Origin of the sequence: Pseudoalteromonas sp. DY56-GL22 (genome assembly GCF_041414715.1) — a bacterium.
GTDB lineage: Bacteria > Pseudomonadota > Gammaproteobacteria > Enterobacterales > Alteromonadaceae > Pseudoalteromonas > Pseudoalteromonas simplex.
Genome location: NZ_JANHZR010000013.1, coordinates 1 through 17690, shown reverse-complemented (window position 1 = coordinate 17690; position 17690 = coordinate 1). Strand labels below are relative to the sequence as shown.

General features: G+C 42.0%; 22 protein-coding genes. 14 read left to right on the top strand and 8 right to left on the bottom strand.

The genetic code is table 11. From position 1 onward, the window contains the following. Positions 1 to 18: 18 nt before the first annotated feature. From NO991_RS19255 to NO991_RS19230, 6 genes are all read left to right on the top strand, one after another. Positions 19 to 1470 carry a TrkH family potassium uptake protein gene (locus NO991_RS19255; RefSeq protein WP_054554779.1) on the top strand — a complete coding sequence of 484 codons (1452 nt, stop codon included), beginning with the start codon at positions 19 to 21 and terminating at the stop codon, positions 1468 to 1470. A gap of 36 nt (positions 1471 to 1506) precedes the next feature. Continuing rightward, entirely contained in the window at positions 1507 to 2163 is a 657-nt protein-coding gene (locus NO991_RS19250; RefSeq protein WP_300357340.1) for a flagellar brake protein, read from the top strand. Positions 2164 to 2631: 468 nt separating this feature from the next. Beyond that, positions 2632 to 2841, top strand: coding sequence for a calmodulin (locus tag NO991_RS19245; RefSeq protein WP_054554777.1), 210 nt, complete (start codon positions 2632 to 2634; stop codon positions 2839 to 2841). Between the two features lie 67 nt (positions 2842 to 2908). Continuing rightward, a complete protein-coding gene (locus NO991_RS19240) occupies positions 2909 to 3121 on the top strand; it encodes a calmodulin (RefSeq protein ID WP_054554776.1) in 213 nt (70 codons plus the stop codon). A 139-nt stretch (positions 3122 to 3260) separates the two neighbouring features. Beyond that, a complete protein-coding gene (locus NO991_RS19235) occupies positions 3261 to 3476 on the top strand; it encodes a calmodulin (protein ID WP_054554775.1) in 216 nt (71 codons plus the stop codon). Between the two features lie 85 nt (positions 3477 to 3561). Continuing rightward, positions 3562 to 3780 (top strand): EF-hand domain-containing protein, encoded by a 219-nt coding sequence (locus tag NO991_RS19230; RefSeq protein WP_054554774.1) that lies wholly within the window; start codon positions 3562 to 3564, stop codon positions 3778 to 3780. Between the two features lie 84 nt (positions 3781 to 3864). On the opposite strand, the gene trkA is transcribed toward NO991_RS19230, so the two are convergent. Genes trkA through def form a run of 4 tightly spaced genes read right to left on the bottom strand, consistent with a single transcriptional unit; the run spans position 3865 to position 8016 of the window. Next, positions 3865 to 5241, bottom strand: a complete 1377-nt coding sequence (trkA, locus tag NO991_RS19225; RefSeq protein WP_371352312.1) for a Trk system potassium transporter TrkA — start codon at positions 5239 to 5241, stop codon at positions 3865 to 3867. 12 nt (positions 5242 to 5253) lie between these two features. Beyond that, positions 5254 to 6540, bottom strand: a complete 1287-nt coding sequence (rsmB, locus tag NO991_RS19220) for a 16S rRNA (cytosine(967)-C(5))-methyltransferase RsmB (RefSeq protein WP_138602071.1) — start codon at positions 6538 to 6540, stop codon at positions 5254 to 5256. Beyond that, positions 6533 to 7486, bottom strand: a complete 954-nt coding sequence (fmt, locus tag NO991_RS19215; RefSeq protein ID WP_054554771.1) for a methionyl-tRNA formyltransferase — start codon at positions 7484 to 7486, stop codon at positions 6533 to 6535. The genes rsmB and fmt overlap by 8 nt, the downstream gene beginning before the upstream one ends. Positions 7487 to 7506: 20 nt before the next feature. Beyond that, complete coding sequence (gene def / locus NO991_RS19210) at positions 7507 to 8016, bottom strand: peptide deformylase (protein ID WP_054554770.1); 510 nt, start codon at positions 8014 to 8016, stop codon at positions 7507 to 7509. Positions 8017 to 8134: 118 nt separating this feature from the next. Here def and NO991_RS19205 point away from each other — a divergent pair, with 118 nt between their 5' ends. The 6 genes from NO991_RS19205 (at position 8135) to hemF (ending at position 13042) form a co-directional block, all read left to right on the top strand. Next, a complete protein-coding gene (locus NO991_RS19205; protein ID WP_054554769.1) occupies positions 8135 to 9253 on the top strand; it encodes a LysM peptidoglycan-binding domain-containing protein in 1119 nt (372 codons plus the stop codon). A 30-nt stretch (positions 9254 to 9283) separates the two neighbouring features. Then, positions 9284 to 10381, top strand: coding sequence for a DNA-processing protein DprA (gene dprA, locus NO991_RS19200; RefSeq protein ID WP_300357326.1), 1098 nt, complete (start codon positions 9284 to 9286; stop codon positions 10379 to 10381). After that, positions 10374 to 10847, top strand: a complete 474-nt coding sequence (locus NO991_RS19195) for a DUF494 family protein (protein WP_054554767.1) — start codon at positions 10374 to 10376, stop codon at positions 10845 to 10847. Before dprA ends, NO991_RS19195 begins: the two co-directional genes overlap by 8 nt. A gap of 71 nt (positions 10848 to 10918) precedes the next feature. Further along, on the top strand, positions 10919 to 11488 hold the full coding sequence (locus NO991_RS19190; protein WP_138617973.1) for a type I DNA topoisomerase: 570 nt from the start codon (positions 10919 to 10921) through the stop codon (positions 11486 to 11488). 34 nt (positions 11489 to 11522) lie between these two features. Beyond that, a complete protein-coding gene (locus NO991_RS19185) occupies positions 11523 to 12089 on the top strand; it encodes an L-threonylcarbamoyladenylate synthase (RefSeq protein WP_062564610.1) in 567 nt (188 codons plus the stop codon). A 2-nt stretch (positions 12090 to 12091) separates the two neighbouring features. Beyond that, the gene (hemF, locus tag NO991_RS19180) at positions 12092 to 13042 is read left to right on the top strand and encodes an oxygen-dependent coproporphyrinogen oxidase (protein ID WP_209328564.1); all 951 of its coding nucleotides are present in this window, start codon (positions 12092 to 12094) and stop codon (positions 13040 to 13042) included. Here hemF and NO991_RS19175 read toward each other — a convergent pair. The 3 genes from NO991_RS19175 to NO991_RS19165 form a co-directional block, all read right to left on the bottom strand. Then, positions 13039 to 13491, bottom strand: a complete 453-nt coding sequence (locus NO991_RS19175; RefSeq protein ID WP_235374141.1) for a hypothetical protein — start codon at positions 13489 to 13491, stop codon at positions 13039 to 13041. The genes hemF and NO991_RS19175 overlap by 4 nt on opposite strands. Positions 13492 to 13557: 66 nt before the next feature. Then, entirely contained in the window at positions 13558 to 15153 is a 1596-nt protein-coding gene (locus NO991_RS19170; RefSeq protein ID WP_054554762.1) for a methyl-accepting chemotaxis protein, read from the bottom strand. A gap of 81 nt (positions 15154 to 15234) precedes the next feature. Next, positions 15235 to 15666 (bottom strand): group II truncated hemoglobin, encoded by a 432-nt coding sequence (locus tag NO991_RS19165; protein ID WP_054554758.1) that lies wholly within the window; start codon positions 15664 to 15666, stop codon positions 15235 to 15237. Positions 15667 to 15707: 41 nt separating this feature from the next. On the opposite strand from NO991_RS19165, the gene aroE reads away from it, so the two are divergent. After that, the gene (aroE, locus tag NO991_RS19160; protein WP_300357306.1) at positions 15708 to 16532 is read left to right on the top strand and encodes a shikimate dehydrogenase; all 825 of its coding nucleotides are present in this window, start codon (positions 15708 to 15710) and stop codon (positions 16530 to 16532) included. Further along, positions 16529 to 16783, top strand: a complete 255-nt coding sequence (locus NO991_RS19155) for a DUF1488 domain-containing protein (RefSeq protein WP_054554756.1) — start codon at positions 16529 to 16531, stop codon at positions 16781 to 16783. Before aroE ends, NO991_RS19155 begins: the two co-directional genes overlap by 4 nt. Here the strand turns inward: NO991_RS19155 and NO991_RS19150 are convergent. Continuing rightward, positions 16780 to 17313, bottom strand: a complete 534-nt coding sequence (locus tag NO991_RS19150) for a gamma carbonic anhydrase family protein (RefSeq protein WP_054554755.1) — start codon at positions 17311 to 17313, stop codon at positions 16780 to 16782. The genes NO991_RS19155 and NO991_RS19150 overlap by 4 nt on opposite strands. Positions 17314 to 17690: the final 377 nt, after the last annotated feature.

The window sequence follows — 17690 nt, the reverse complement described above, 5'->3', positions numbered from 1 at the left end:
AGAAAGCGATACGCCTAGATGCAATTTCGTACCATAATAAAAATTCTCGGCCAGCTGGTGGCGTTATTTAGTATCACTATGGTGCCACCGGCACTGGTGTCTTTGATCTACAAAGACGGTGGTGGTGTGCCATTCGTTCTCGCTTTTATCTTTAGTGTTGTAATTGGTTTAGCGGCTTATTATCCAAACCGTCATGAACATGGTGATCTTAAAGCCCGTGAAGGCTTCTTGATTGTGGTCTTGTTCTGGTTAGTACTAGGTACCTTCGCTGCGGTGCCTTTAGTGTTCTTACAAGAACCTAACCTCTCCCTAGCTGACTCCGTATTTGAGGCCTTTTCTGGGCTGACAACGACAGGGGCTACCGTACTTACGGGCATAGAATACCTACCTAAATCAGTGCTCTTTTATCGCCAGCAACTGCAATGGCTAGGTGGTATGGGGATCATCGTACTAGCGGTCGCGGTACTGCCTATGCTAGGTGTCGGTGGTATGCAGCTATACCGTGCAGAAACACCTGGTCCGGTTAAAGACTCAAAAATGACACCGCGTATTGCCGATACTGCAAAGCACCTTTGGTATATCTATGTATCGCTGACGATTGCCTGTACGCTTGCATACTGGGCTGCAGGGATGGATTGGTTTGATGCAATATGTCATGCATTCTCTACGATTGCGATTGGCGGCTTCTCTACCTACGACGCATCAATGGGGCAGTTTGATAGCCCATTAATTAACTTTATCTGTGTCGTGTTTTTGCTGATCGCAGCCATTAACTTCTCGCTGCACTATGCAGCTGTATCGTCACGCAATATTCGTGTTTATTTACGCGACCCTGAATTCAAAGTGTTTTTATTGATTCAATTAGCCTTAGTTATTGTCTGCTTTACTGTGCTGTCATCAAATAATATTTATGCCGATGGTGATGAGACTCTCGACCAAGCCATGTTCCAAGCGGTTTCAATGAGTACAACCGCGGGCTTTGCGACTGATAACTTCTCAGCATGGCCGCTGTTCCTACCTATTTTACTTATCTTTTCAAGTTTTATTGGCGGCTGTGCCGGATCTACCGGTGGTGGTATGAAGGTCGTGCGGGTGTTCTTACTTTACCTACAAGGTATTCGTGAACTTAATCGTCTAGTGCACCCGAGGGCTATTTATTCAATTAAATTAGGCCGAAAAGCACTCCCAGATAAAGTTGTAGAAGCCGTTTGGGGCTTTTTCTCAGCCTATGCGTTAGTGTTCGTCATTATTATGTTGGCGCTGATGGGCACCGGTATGGATAACATCAGTGCATTCTCAGCAACCGCTGCTTGCTTAAATAACTTAGGCCCTGGTTTAGGTGAAGTCGCTGCTCATTACGGCGCGATTTCTGATACGGCAAAATGGCTACTTACTATTGCGATGGTATTTGGTCGTTTAGAAATATTTACTTTATTAGTGTTATTTACCCCAACGTTTTGGCGAGGGTAAACGGCGGATAACTCTCTAGGAATGGAGATCAAAAAAGTGCCAAAAACCCAAAAGCAATTAAATTTAGAAAAGTTAACCTGTATTCCTGCTGGTAGCTTAGTTGATGTGGAAATTATCACACCAACAAATAGTAAGCGTGTGAAAACAGAGTTTATTGGCTTGATGAATGAGCAATACATCATCTTAAATTACCCTTCCTCAAAGCGATTGGCGAACGGCAGTGATTTCATCAAAGACGGTGTGATGGTGATTATACGGGCTGTGCTCGAAGCGGGCGGTGGTCAAGTAATTGCTTTTCGCCAGCAAATAAGCGCCTTATCATCGCACCCTTATCGCTTAATCTTTCTTGACTTCCCTCAGCAAGTGCAGCTTTATAGTTTGCGTAGTGAAGCGCGTATTCCTACGTTATTCCCTGCAAACTTAGTCATTGCAGAGCAAAAACTGGCAGGGCTTATTAAAGATATTTCTGTGACAGGTGTGCAGTTTGATATTAATAGCAAGGAGGACTTAAGCGCTTTTAAAGGACAAAGCTGCCAAATCACCCTAAGTAAACGTGAGTTTAGTGGCAAGGTATGCAGCGTACGCAAGCGAGCGGGTGGCTTTATGTTCGGTGTACAGCTTGATACCAGTGAAGATGAAATGAAAGCGTTTATGAAAGAGCACTTAATTGACCTTTCAGTGTTGGATAGTTAATGCCAATTCGCCATTTTGCAACAAAATGGCTATTTTCCTCAATTTAACCCTACAGATATTAAAATTATTTTATAAATAAATTTAAATAACCAATTAAATCAATGTATTACTAATTAAATTAATTTCGATTTTTTTCTTTAAGTTTTGTTGTTCAGATAGAGTTTATTTTCCAATCCCTAACTTTTCTGTTTTCTAATCCGAATTAATCGCTATTGTCTCTATTTTAATCTTTGTAACTTATTGATTTTAAAGGTGATAAAAAACCAACCACCGAGCTTGTTGCAAAACAGCAACAAATAAATCGCGTTATTTCCCCCTAATTCTCGGTGTTTTAATTTAATGCACTGATTTTATTGTTCTTTTTAACTTTGGCATCGAAGTTGAAATAGTCTTAGCGAACACAGAGAAAAACTGATTCAGGAACATATCCTTTATCACAGTTGAGACAACATTGAAGGAATAGTGATTATGAAAACGTTACACAAAACTTTAGCACTTGTAGCTCTTGCAACTTCATCTGCAGCATTTGCCGCTGACTTTGACACATTAGATGTTAATGGTGATGGCGCAATCAGCAAAAGCGAAGCATCTGTAAGCGAAGCATTAATGAGCCAATTTAAAGAGCTTGATACAGACGGCAACGGTGAGCTGTCAAAACAAGAGTACTCAAAAGCTTAATTTCATTGTAAGGACGCACTGAAAAGGATTTCTAACTCAAGACAACACATTTTGAAGGAATGACATTATGAACACAGTAAATAAAACACTAGCACTTATGGCACTTGTATCTTCATCTGCAGCATTTGCGATGAGTGACTTCGATACCTTAGATGTTGATGGCAATGGTGTTATCAGCCAAAGCGAAGCATCGGTAGATGCAGAGCTTATGAGCAAATTCAGTGAACTAGACACTGACGGTAACGGTGAGTTATCGAAACAAGAATTTTCAAAAGCTTAATGTGATTAAGCAAAACCAGTTTTTTTAGCTGATTAGTTCTGAGCTGCCAAAGACAGCCTAAATGGATAAGGGAATCCATGACAAAGGACAACACTGGAAGTGTGATCAGCTACACTCTTAATATTGAAGGAATATGATTATGAAAACAGTAAACAAAACATTAGCTTTAATCGCACTTGCATCATCATCAGCAGCTTTTGCAGCATCTGACTTTGACACTCTAGACGTTGACGGTAATGGCGTGGTTAGCAAAAGTGAAGCAGCCGTTGACGCAAAAATTATGTCGCAGTTTAAAACACTAGATGTGAATGGCGACGGCGTTCTTACTGAAGCTGAGTTCTCTGAAGCCGAATAACTGAATTAGTACGTAGTTATACCAGTTTCCACTTAACAAGGATCTCAGAAACGGATTTCACTCTTTAAAATTTAAGGTAGTTATTATGAAACAGTTGAGCACAACAATCGCAATTTTAGCACTAGCAACATCATCAGCAGCCTTTGCACAAGGCGTAAGCTTTGCAACGTTCGATACCGACGGTGATGGTGTGATCAGCAAAGAAGAAGCATCTGCAAATATGCAGCTTGAAAAGTTATTTCCAGAGCTAGATAGCGATGGTAATGGCGAACTTTCAAAAGAAGAGTTTGCTCAAATTCAGTAGAATCTTTTAGAAAAGTTAGGTACTTTCACTTCAAGAGTCGTAAAGCAGCTGTCATGGCTGCTTTTTTCGTTTATAAGCATTCGTTTACAAGAAGATAGCACTTACTTGGAATAGCTTTTCAACAACCGTAATGTGCTTTTTATCAATCAAGAACATGATAACGTGGTCGCCAGACAGAATAACGGTATCGTCATGGGCAATCAGCACATCATCGTTACGTACAATTGCACCAATGGTTGTTCCAGCTGGTAGCTTAATATCAGCAATTGCTCGGCCAACAACTTTAGAAGTATGCTCATCACCATGAGCAACAGCTTCAATGGCTTCCGCAGCACCCTTACGTAACGAATAAACGTTAACAATGTCACCACGACGTACGTGTGTTAACAGCGCCGAGATAGTGGCTTGCTGAGGTGAAATAGCAATATCAATTTCACCACCTTGTACTAGGTCAACATATGCGCCACGCTGAATAAGCACCATGGTTTTTTGTGCGCCCATACGCTTTGCCAGCATCGCAGACATAATGTTTGCTTCATCATCATTGGTAACAGCAATGAAAACATCTACTTGTTCAATATGTTCTTCAGATAACAGTTCTTGATCAGAGGCATCGCCACAAAATACGACGGTGTTATCAAGCATTTCAGAAAGCTGTGCTGCACGCTCTTTATTGCGCTCAAGCAGCTTAACGCTGTGGTTTTTCTCAAGTGAACGCGCAAGGCCCGCACCGATATTACCACCACCGGCGATCATGATCTTTTTGTATGAACGTTCGAGCTTTTGAAGTTCATTCATGACTGCGCGAATATGCTTTGTTGCAGCGATAAAGAACACTTCATCGTCCGCTTCGATAACGGTTGTGCCAAGCGGTTTAATCGCTTTACCTTGACGATAAATAGCCGCTACCCGGGTTTCGACATTCGGAATGTGTTCTTTCAAGGCTGAAAGTGCATAACCCACCAGCAAACCACCGTAATAGGCTTTCACCGCAACCAGCGATAACATGCCATCGGCAAATTGTAATACCTGTAAAGCACCCGGATAGTCGATTAAGCGACGAATATACTTAGTTACCAGCGCTTCAGGAGCAATATAGTGATCAACAGGTAAGTCGTCATTATGAAATAGCTTTTCACGGTACTTTAAGTATTGCTCTGAGCGAATACGGGCAATTTTGGTTGGTGTGTTAAAAATACTATAAGCAACTTGGCAAGCAACCATGTTCACTTCATCTGAACTGGTTACGGCAATAATCATATCGGCGTCTTCTGCGCCTGCGCGACGCAATACATCGGGATGCGCACTGTGACCGGTAACACCTTGTAAGTCGTACTTATCTTGTAGCTCTCGCAAACGGTTACCGTCGATATCGACAACGGTGATCTCATTTTGCTCACCTACGAGGTTTTCTGCCAATGTGCCACCAACTTGTCCGGCACCGAGTATGATTATTTTCATAGCTTGTTCTTATTAGTGTTTTTTAACTAGCTTTGCGTAATAGAAACCGTCACTTTCACCAGGCAGTAATTGCAGACCAGGTAACGTAGGGGTGTCGTTTTCATGCAAAGGTATGTGTTCAGCACTTTGATTATTGGCAAGGAACTTAGCAACTTGTTGTTGGTTCTCTTGCGGTAATACAGAGCAGGTCGCATAAACTAACGTACCACCAGGCTTAAGTAGAGGCCAAATGCTATTTAGGATATCGCCTTGTAAGTTAGCTAGATCTTCAATATCAGATGCACGACGTAACCACTTAATATCAGGGTGACGACGGATCACGCCAGTTGCTGAACAAGGCACATCAAGCAAAATACGGTCGAATTGCTGTTCATCCCACCAGATATGGGGTTGTGAAGCATCGGCACATTGTAGATCGGCTGCCAAGCCAATACGCACTAAGTTTTGTTTAACACGTTCTAGACGCTCGCTGTCGCTATCTAGTGCTAATACGTCAGCGTCGGCAAGTTCTAAGATATGGCACGTTTTACCACCTGGCGCTGCACACGCATCTAAAATGACATCATCATTTTGTGGATCTAAAAAGCGTGCTGCTAATTGTGCCGCTGCATCTTGAACTGAGCAGGCACCGGTATCAAACTCTGGTAATGCGTATACATCACACGGTTTAGCTAGTTTAATACCATCAGGAAAATCAGCATTAAGGATATGCTCAATATCATTTGCTTTAAGCATCTCGCTGTATTCTTGGGTGCTGTACTGCGCTTGGTTTACACGTAACCACATAGGTGCTTGCAACTGATTCGCTTCAAGAATTTCTTGCCAGTTATCAGGATAAGCTGCAGTAACTTGTTTGATAAACCAACCTGGGTGGTTAAATTTGCAAACAGGAATTTGCTTTGCTTTTTCTTCAAGCTCAGCTTGCTCACGTTGGAAACTGCGTAAAATCGCGTTAATCAGACCTTTTAAACCCAGTGCGCGCATTTGCTGAAGCGCATTAACCGTTTCGCTGATTGCTGCATGAGGTGGTACACGCATATGTTGAAGTTGGTAAATACCCACATACAACAAGAACTGGAAAATACGGCGCTTACCTTTTAGTGGTTGATCTAAAAGTTGCTGGCAATAATTTTCTAGGCTAGGTAAATAGCGCAGCACACCGTAGCAAATTTGTTGTAGTAAAGCTTTATCTTTCGGCGATAAACCCTGGCTTGCAAAAGGTAGCTCTTGATTAAGCGACGCGCCTTTATCGACTACGTTGTAAAGGGTTTCAGCAGCAAGTGCTCTTACATTACTCATTGCTTTGACCTAATACTGAGCCAGGCTCGACCCAATCACTGCGACCATTTAAAAAGTCAGTAACAGCCATTGGTTTTTTACCTTGCGGTTGAAGAAGGGTGATTTTAAGTGCATCTTGCCCACAGCCAACAGTAATACCTTGCTTATCAGCAGCAATGATTTTACCGGCTTGTGCAGTTTGCGATACAACTTCGGCTTGCCAAATTTTTACTGTTTGTCCTGCCATTTCGGTAAAACAAACAGGCCATGGATTAAAAGCGCGGATATTACGCTCAATTTGCGCAGCATCCATTGACCAATCAATATTGGCTTCGTCTTTTGATAACTTTTTAGCGTAATTAGCTTGTGCGTCATCTTGCTTTTCTGGAGTGATTTCACCTGCAGCAAGACGGTTGATTGTACTGATCAGTGCATCAGGACCCAATGCAGCTAATTTATCGTATAAAGAGCTACTGGTTTCTGTGCTATCAATTGGGCAACGGCTGATATGCAGCATATCGCCTGTATCTAAGCCTTCATCCATTTGCATTATTGTTACACCAGTTTCATTGTCACCAGCCCAAATAGCACGTTGGATCGGTGCAGCACCACGCCAGCGCGGTAAAATAGAGCCATGCACGTTTAAGCAGCCTAAGCGCGGTGCATCTAAAATCGCTTTTGGTAACAGTAAGCCGTACGCCACTACAATCATAATATCGGCGTTCAGGCTGGTAAGCTCTGCAAGTGCTTCATCTGATTTGAGTGATTGCGGTTGAAATACAGGTAAATCATGAGCAAGTGCCAGCTCTTTAACTTCACTGGCTTTTAGCTTTTTACCTCGGCCCGCTGGGCGATCAGGTTGGCTATATACACCAACAATGTCGTGCTCTGAGTCAATCAGTGCTTGTAAGTGGCGCGCAGCGAAATCCGGCGTACCAGCAAAAATAATGCGTAATGGTTGTGTCACAGATATTCCTATTGATTAACTTATGATTTAGCAGCCAGCTTAGCTTCTTTCTCAAGCTTTTTACGGATACGTTGGCGCTTTAAAGGCGATAGATAATCAATAAATAGGGTGCCTTTAAGGTGGTCAAGCTCATGCTGAATACAAATTGCTAATAGCTCGTCAGCGTCAAGGCTGAATTCTTCACCGTTTTCATTAAGCGCTTTAACAGTAACTGTTTCTGCGCGGTCAACTTTTGCGTATGAGTAAGGAACAGATAAACAGCCTTCTTCACTCACAGTTGAACCATCTTTTTTGGTGATTTCTGGGTTGATTAACACTAACGGTTGGTCGCGCTCTTCAGATACATCGATCACCACAATGCGCTGGTGGATATCTACTTGCGTTGCTGCTAAGCCGATACCGTTTTCGTCATACATAGTTTCAAGCATGTCTTTGACGATTTGACGAACTTCATCGTTTACTTCTGGCACTTCTTTCGCGATTGTACGTAAACGCTCATCCGGAAATCTTAAAACTTCTAACCTAGCCATAGTTACCTTTTACACTTGTGATTCATTTAGGGTATTGTATGCTCTTATTTTAGCCATTCGTGTTCACCTTTAACAGGTTTTGGTTGATAATAATCGAAAAACAACACAAGGAAGCCAAATGAGATACCCACTAGTTGCGGCTTTGCTAGCCTTTAGCAGTGCTTTTCCTGCAATTGCTGATGTGTTAACAATAAAAAAAGATGCGCCAAAACAATACGTTGTAAAAAAGGGCGACACACTTTGGGATATTTCTGGTGTGTATTTAGATGAGCCTTGGCAATGGCCTGACTTATGGCAAATGAATCCACAAATTGCGAATCCACATTTAATATACCCGGGTGATGCGCTCACTTTAATTTACGATAAAGACGGAAATCCTCGTTTAGTTAAAAATGCGCGTTATAAAAAACTCTCTCCAGAAGGGCGAATCACTCCAAAAGGCAAAAATGCAGTGCCTACCTTACCATTGGAATTATTACGCCCATATTTAAGCTATGAGCAAGCGATTAGTGCCGAAATTATTGCTGATAAACCCTATATTTTAGGCGCTAGTGTTAATACTAAAATGAACACCTTGGGGCATACACTCTATGTTAAAGGTGACCTGCATTTAAATGAAGCGTATGGGGTTTATCGAAAAGGAAATGACCTTGTTGATCCAAAGACCAATGAAGTATTGGCGAATAAAGCTGAGCTTGTGGCGATTGTTCGCTCATTTAGAAGCGGTGATGTAGCAAATGGCGTTCCTGCCTCAGTTAAGGTTGAGCTAGTAAAACAAGAAATTAAGCCGCATGACTTTTTAATGCCAGCAATGGAAGGGCAGATGTTGCCTGCCTATTTCACAATGAAACGTCCAGACACGGCATTAGATGGCACGATAATCGCGTCAGCTAATGAAATGCGTGAATTTAGTACCATGGATATTGTTGTACTAAACTTAGGCTCGGACCAAGTGAAACCGGGTTTCGTCCTCGATATTCAACGTCAATCACCAGAAGTGTATGACGGCCGCAATGGTCCTCGCTACCGCGAAGACTCTAACAGCCTTGAGAAATTCATGACTGACGCAAATGAGCTGTTCGGTATCGAAAGTGACGAAGACAGTAGTGTATGGCATATGCCAAAGGAAAAAGTCGGTGAACTAATGGTGTTTAAGGTATATGACAACGTTAGCTACGCATTGATTGTGAAAAATCAGCACCCTATCCGAGTTGGAGATTATGCAGTTATAAACTAACTCACAATTTGGGCGCTCTAAGGAGGGAGCATGGCACAGGTTTCAGGCAAGCTATCCCATTGGCTTGCCTTTTATTTATGTAAAGGGCTTGGGATAAAAAGCCTTATTGCATTAAGTCAAAAGCAGCCACTGGATGAGCTATTTAAGTTATCTAGTTTAGAACTTCAGCAGCTGGGCTTATCACAAAGCCAAGCCGATAACTTAGTTAATACCGACTGGCAATTAGTCGCCCACTATCAAGAGCAGATATCAACGCTTAAAATCAAAGTGATCAGTTATTTTGATAGCAACTATCCGCCCTTACTCAAACAAATAGCCAGTGCACCTATCTTATTATTTTGTTTAGGTAACACTGAGCTATTACGGTCACCACAAATAGCAATTGTCGGTAGCCGTAATGCCACACCAACAGGGCTTGAAATAGCCGCTGAATTTGCTTATCAATTATCTTCTGTTGGCATGACGGTGACATCTGGTATGGCTTTGGGCATTGATGGCGCAGCCCATAAAGGTGCATTAGCAGGAACAGGAAACACCATTGCTGTACTTGGTACGGGTATCGATATTGCCTATCCCAAACGCCATAGTTTGCTCATTAAACAAGTTGCAGAGCGGGGCTTATTGGTTTCTGAGTTCTTACCAGGCACTGCTGCTAATGCCGCTAATTTTCCGCGCCGAAACCGTATTATCTCTGGATTATCATTAGGTGTGTTGATTTTAGAAGCGCAGATTAAAAGTGGCTCTTTGGTTACCGTACGCTATGCACTTGAGCAGAATAAAGAAGTGTTTGCAGTGCCGGGTTCGATAAAAAGCCCACTTTCAGAGGCGAGTCATTTTTTAATTAAGCAAGGCGCTAAATTGACAGAAAATATTAGTGATATTCTTGATGAAGTGAGCTTTTTCTGTGAAAACAGTCTATATAGTATAGAACAGCCCATAGCAGATGAACCCGACTGCCCAGTGTTCAAAAGTATAGGGTATGAGGTAACAAGTGTTGACCAAATAACACAGCGCAGCCAATTACCTGTAGACGAAGTACAAGCTCGGTTACTCGACCTAGAGCTCGCAGATAAAATCGAACGAGTACTAGATGGTTATATAAGACTGGGAGGACATAAACATGTTTGACATCCTCATGTATCTTTTTGAAAACTATATCCATAGTGAAGCTGAAATCTTTACTGAAGAGAACGAACTTACCGATGAGTTAGTTCGTGCTGGCTTCAACAAACCTGAAATCTACAAAGCCCTTGATTGGCTAGAGCAACTTGCAGACTTACAACAAAGCGATATCTACCCGTACCTTAATGCCCAACCACAACATGCTATGCGTATTTACACAGATAGTGAATGCCAAATGTTAAGTGTTGAGTGTCGCGGCTTTTTAATGTTTATTGAGCAAATTGGTGTGATTAACACCGTAACCCGCGAAATGGTGATAGATAGGCTTTGCGCTTTAGATAAACCATTTATTTCTTTGGAAGATCTAAAGTGGGTAGTGCTGATGGTGTTATTTAATGTACCTGGATCAGAGCAAGCTTACGCACAAATGGAAGACTTAATATTTGACGAACCAACCGATGTATTACATTAATTCGACTTTGCTTGTATCTTTGTTGAGTTTGGGTATATTAGGCGAAAATTAGCCAACCCCACAGGAATCTTATGAGTAAAATCGACCATTCTCTTTTTTCTGCAGATAAACATGCACTCGAAAAAGAGTATGAGGTTTGCCCTAAATGCGGTTCTGAATTGGTTATGCGCAACTCAAAGTCAGGGCCATTTTTAGGCTGTGCCAGTTACCCTAAATGTGACTACATCCGCCCATTAGCTCATCACGATAGCCAACAAATAAAAGTACTCGAAGACAGTGCCTGTCCAGAATGTGGCAAGCCATTGGTAATTAAAAATGGCCGCTACGGCATGTTTATTGGGTGTACGGGCTATCCCGAGTGCCACTATATTGCACATGATGAAGAGCCTGACGGTGCCCCTCAATTACCTGCTTGCCCAAAATGCAAAAAAGGCCAGCTGGTTGCGCGTAGTAATAAGTTTGGCAAAACCTTTTATTCTTGTGATGGCTATCCGCGCTGTAAATATACGCTTAATCATAAACCTGTGGCGACCGAGTGTCCTGCCTGTCAGTGGCCAATTATGACCGAAAAGAAAACTGCCTCAGGTGTTGTGTTACAATGCCCGCAGAAGTCGTGTATGCATAAGTTAGTCGAATCTTAATGCACTTGTAATTTGTTTATTTAGGAGAGTTTCTTTGTCTGATCCTGTTGCACAACCAGCCAATGCAATTGACGCTTTGCAGCAAGGCGGTGTGATTGTTTACCCAACCGAAGCTGTTTTTGGTCTTGGTTGCGATCCTGATAACCAAGCTGCGGTTGAAAAGCTTTTAGCCATCAAACAACGCCCTGTAGAAAAAGGCTTAATTTTAATTGCTGACAATTATGGCCAGTTATTAAAGTATGTAGATGATGCCAAAATCCCCATGGATAAACGTGCTGATATCTTTTCACAATGGCCAGGTGCTATCACTTGGGTGATGCCGGCAGCAAAAGAAACGCCAAAGTGGTTAACGGGTCAATTTGATACTATTGCTGTGCGTGTAACTGATCACCCAACAGTAAAAGCCCTGTGTCAGCAATTTGGTAAGCCGTTAGTTTCAACAAGTGCAAACTTAACCGGTCAAGAAACGGTAATGACTATCGCACAAGCGAAAAGCGAATTTGCAGACACGGTAGATTTTTATGTTGATGAGCCGTTAGGTGGCAACAGCCAACCAAGTGTGATCAAAGACGCTGCGACCGGCAAAGTATTTAGAGGATAAACATGCAAAGCGAGCTACTCGAACAAGTTAAAACCTATTTAATGGCCTTACAAGATACAATTTGTCAGGGTCTTGAGAGTGCCGATGGCAAAGCAAAATTTGTTGAAGATAATTGGCAACGTGCAGAAGGCGGCGGTGGTCGTACTCGTGTTATCCAAGGTGGTAATGTCATCGAACAGGGTGGGGTAAACTACTCGCATGTTTTTGGCGCGTCAATGCCAGCATCTGCAACAGCGCATCGTCCAGAGCTCGCAGGTCGTAGTTTTCATGCATGTGGTGTGTCATTAGTGATCCATCCTAATAATCCACATATTCCAACGAGTCACGCCAATGTGCGTTTCTTCATTGCCGAAAAAGAAGGTGAAGATCCAATTTGGTGGTTTGGCGGTGGTTTTGATTTAACACCTTATTACCCTGTATTTGAAGATGTACAACATTGGCATCAGGTGGCAAGCGATTTATGTCAGCCATTCGGTGCAGCAGTTTACGACAAATATAAAAACTGGTGTGATGATTACTTTTATCTAAAACACCGTAGCGAAACACGTGGTGTTGGTGGCTTATTCTTTGATGATTTAAATGAGCTTGGCTTTGAACAAAGCTTTGCCTTTATGCAGGCGGTAGGAAATGGCTATTTAGATGCTTACCTTCCTATTATTGAACGCCGTAAAAACACGCCGACAACCGAACAGCAACGCGATTTCCAACTGTATCGTCGTGGTCGTTATGTTGAATTTAATCTTGTTTGGGACCGCGGTACATTATTTGGCTTACAAACAGGCGGACGTACTGAGTCAATTTTGATGTCGATGCCACCATTAGCACGTTGGGAGTATAACTATGTACCTGCTGCAGATAGCCCAGAAGCTAAGCTGTATCAGTACTATTTACGTCCGCAAGATTGGTTAAACAGCAAAGAATCAGATTTAGTTGCACGTCAGTGGCAGCTTTAATCAAGTATTGAAACCACTCTAATCAACATTGTGTTGTCACCCTCAACGAGGGTGGCGACACTGTCACTGTTAGGCAGCTCTGCCAAGACACTAAATAGCACTTCTGCTTTTAATATCTCTAACTTATCAGATGGTGTATCAATGGGGGCATTAACCTGTGTTAAGCATTGACTAATATCACAGGCGTAGAAATCAAGTTTCACCTCAAAATATTCAGGGTGCTGAATAAGCTTATCAAAACCATCAACAATGCTTTGTTCATGTTTATCGCTCTGAGAGGTTTTATCTTGACTGATAAGAGATTGAGCAATCTGTTGAATATCATCCTGATAAATATATTGATCAATCGTGCTTAGTTGATCAGCAGTATCATTCACGCTGTGCTGATAGGTAAATAATAGCGCTGCAATAATCCCAATGCAGACTAAAAGAGTTGTTATAAATTTCATTTAAACATCCTTATTTACTATGAAATGTATATAACAACTCTAGCAGTTGCACGAAAAGTGCGCAATTTAGCTTAATTTGAAGCGTCTTACTTGTTCATCCAGTGACCGTGCTAACGACAACAGCTCTTCACTGACTTTTTGGTTTTCATGGGCATCAACCAATGAGTGCTCGGCATTGTCACTAATTGCTATAACGCTTTGGTTAATTTCTTCAGCTGCTAGATTTTGCTGTTCAGTGGCATCAGCGATTTGCACGTTAAGTTGATTTATTTCGCTCATCTGCGAAGAAATATCACGTAGAGCTTTTGCAACTTGCTTAACTTGAACTGCTCTTTCGTCTGCTTCTTCGCAAGAGTTATTCATGGTATTAACGGTTTGTGCTGCTTCAGCTTGTAGTTTATCGATAGTGCGGCGAATTTCGTCGGTTGAGTCATGGGTACGGGTTGCTAAAGTACGTACTTCATCGGCTACCACAGCAAAGCCTCGGCCAGCTTCACCAGCACGAGCTGCCTCAATCGCAGCATTAAGTGCAAGTAAGTTAGTTTGCTCGGCAATGCTACTGATCACCTCGAGTACTTTACCAACGTCTAACGTTTGCGTTTGTAGTTGACTTACTTGCTCAGCTGCTGCTCTAACATCTGCCGCAAGTTGATTAATACTTTGCTCAGTGTGCTCAGCAACATGTAAGCTTTGCTGCGCAAGTTGATTACTGTGCTCAGACTTCTCAGAGGCAAAATGGGTGGTGTTTTTTACTTCGCTTGATGAGCTTTCTAATTCGTTGATGGCGGCAGCGACCGAATCTGTCCCTTGCTTTTGCTTTAAGATCGCTTGCTCGGTGGTATCCGCTGAGGCATAAATGCTTTCGGCTGAGTGGATCAATACCTTAGAAGAATGGGAGACTTGGGCAATATTATCTTTAAACGCGCCTATCATGTGATTAAAGCTGGTGGCGAGAGAGCTAAGCTCGTCATTATTACTGTCATTTACCGTGAGGCTTAAATCTTTATTGGTGGTTGCCAGGTGCATGGTGTGGCTAATGACTTTTAAGCGTTTGATGAATATTTTTCTAAACATCACAGCTAGTAGTGAAAATGCAGTAATGAAAATAGCCGCTAGTAGTAGCGTGTTCATTAAGGTGTTTTGCGATACTTCTTGCTCAATATCAGCCAACGAATAACTAATTTTCACTACACCTAACACATCGCCTTCTTGTGCTTGATGGCAGCCTAAGCAGTTTGTTCCTTTATAATCACTGCGAGCAAACATAGGCTTTAGATAAGTCATCGTACTATTTTGATTATCAATAAATAGTGCTTCAGTGCCTGTTAGCGCTTTTCGCTCAGCATCGTTAGTCGCAACTTGGTTGGCATTTCCTGGCCCATAAATTTTATTAACGATTGGACTACGAATGATATGAGCATCTGCAATATTAGGATGGCTTCTTAATTTAGTACTCAGAATTTCGCGATTAGCCATGGTGCCAGTTAGCATCATGGTATTAATTGAGTCAAAATAATTATCGGCAAGCAGTTTTATGTTACTTTCAACGGTATCTTGCGCTAATTCATGCTGTTGCTGAGCGCTGCTGAATATACTGGCAAATAATACCAATACGCCTGTCAGTGCCAACAAGGCATAAATTTTAAATTGTATAGACTTCATTCGACGACGCTTTTTCTAAATTCAGGAAAATTTATTATCTTTATTTAGAAAAAGCGTACATTGATATAGCGCAAAACTTCGTTAGTTTTGATTGATCATATGGCTGGCGAGTTGCGATAACGATTGTCTTAACCCTTCGCGCAGGAGTGGGTTATCAATCTCGATATCAAGCGTTTTATTCATACAATGCATCCATTGGTCACGTAGGTCTTGATCAATAGGGAAAGGCATGTGACGCTTTCTTAGCATTGGGTGACCATATTTTTCAACGAATAGGTCAGGGCCGCCCAGCCAGCCAGATAAAAACTCAAAGAAGACTTGGCGAATTCTATCTAAAGGCTGAGGATGCATATCATATAATGGTTTGGCGTATTCATCTGTGGCCATTATGTCGTAAAATCGATTTGCAATTGCTCGAGCTCCTGCTTCACCGCCAATAATTTCGTAAGGTGTTTTTTCTGGGGTAGGTGTTTCAGGCGTTGGTTTCGATTTAGAAAAAAGTCGTTTAATCATAATATTAATAAAGCTCTACAGGGCGAAGAGGTTGCTTCACTATGGACAAATACGCGGTTTTTGGAAATCCAATAAAACATTCGAAATCACCCGCAATACACGCACAATTTGCTGCATCATTAAACGAGCAAATACAATACAGCGCCATTTTAGCACCAACAGATGCATTTGAAAAAACTGTCGCTGAGTTTTTCGCTGCGGGTGGTAAAGGGGCTAATGTCACCTTGCCATTTAAAGAGCAAGCGTTTGCCATGGTCGATGAACTTACAGAGCAAGCGAAAATAGCCGGAGCAGTAAACACGATTAAACAACTCGAAGATGGTAGCCTGCTGGGGGATAACACCGATGGTGTAGGGCTTGTTAAAGATCTTTTAGCCAATAAAGTCAACTTAAAAAGGCAGCGAGTACTTCTTATTGGCGCTGGTGGTGCGGCGCGAGGCGTCATTCAGCCATTATTGAATGAGCAAATCGAAAGCTTAACAATAGCCAACCGTACCGCCGAAAAAGCAAAGGCGCTAGCGAGTCATTTTAATGGTGAAATTGATGTGCAGGGCTTTGCTTTGAATGATATCCCAGCAAACAACTATGATGTGGTGATTAATTCAACCTCAAGTAGCGTAACGGGAGACCTGCCTGGTATAGCAAAAGAGTGCGTTGCTAAGTGTCAGTGCGCTTACGATATGTTTTACGCGAATGATGATACGACATTTACATGTTGGGTTAAGTCGATTAACCCAACATGTTTAACTCTCGATGGTTGTGGCATGCTTGTTGGTCAAGCGGCACAGGCTTATTTTGTATGGCGCAATAAAATGCCAGAAATCATCCCCGTTGTTAGCGCGCTTAAAGCAGGAGAAATTGCGTGAATCAAGCTATCCAATTTATAGACAGACTCGAATTTAAGCCTGAAGAAAAGCAGTTGGTGTTTTTTGCTCAAGTTAGTGGCTTTATGGTGGAGTGTGTTATTGATACCAGCAAGTATGATTTTGCAGATCAAAGCAGTGCAGTTAATTACTTTGAATCTTATCGTTTCGATTACGAAGAGCTCGCCGAGCAGCTGATCGAAGATGAGCAGTATAACTCGGCAGGACAAATCGAATTAACCGAGGTGTTTTAGCCCTCAGCTAAGTATTCATCTTTAAGCTGAACATAATTATCAGCAGAGATATTTAAAAAGGCGCGCTCTTGCTCTGTTAAAGGGCGAGCCTGTTTTACAGGGCTACCGACATAAAGGTAACCAGACTCTAAACGCTTGTTAGGTGGTACTAATGAACCACCACCAATGATCACATCATCTTCAACAATTGCGTTGTCCATCACAATTGCGCCCATCCCAACAAGTATACGATTACCAAGTTGGCAGCCGTGTAGCATAACTTTATGACCAACAGTGACATCATCACCAATAATAAGAGGGTAGCCATCGGGGTTTGACTGAGAGGCACGTGTTAAATGTAAAACACTGCCATCTTGAATGTTCGTACGTTCACCAATACGTATATAGTTAACATCACCTCGCGCAGCAACAAGAGGCCATACACTTGAATCTTTACCAAGCGTAATATCACCCACTAAAACCGATGACTCATCAATATAAACACTATTATCGTATGTCGGAGTGATCCCTTTATAAGAACGGATAGTCATAAATTCACCTTTTAATTTTAAAATGCGCTCAGTCTAGTGTAACAGCGAAGCAAATAAATACACCAAAACAGAGCTAAATTGACTGCTAAACAGCCAGTTTTAGGGTGTTTAGTTCAAAAGCTGAGCGAACAGTGCGTTTTTTTAAATTTTATTGAAAAAAGTGCTTGCGTAAAAAATCCATCTCCCTATAATGCGACCCCACTGACACGGCGGGCAGCAACGAAAGACGCTGAACAACGTAGCAGAGAGTTAAGTGAAACTTCGGTTTCAAATAATCGAAAGAAAGTTTGAAATTAAGTATTGACTCGAAAAATTAAGGATGTATTATACGCATCCCTAGCGACAACGTCGCAACGTTCTTTAACAATATAAAGCAA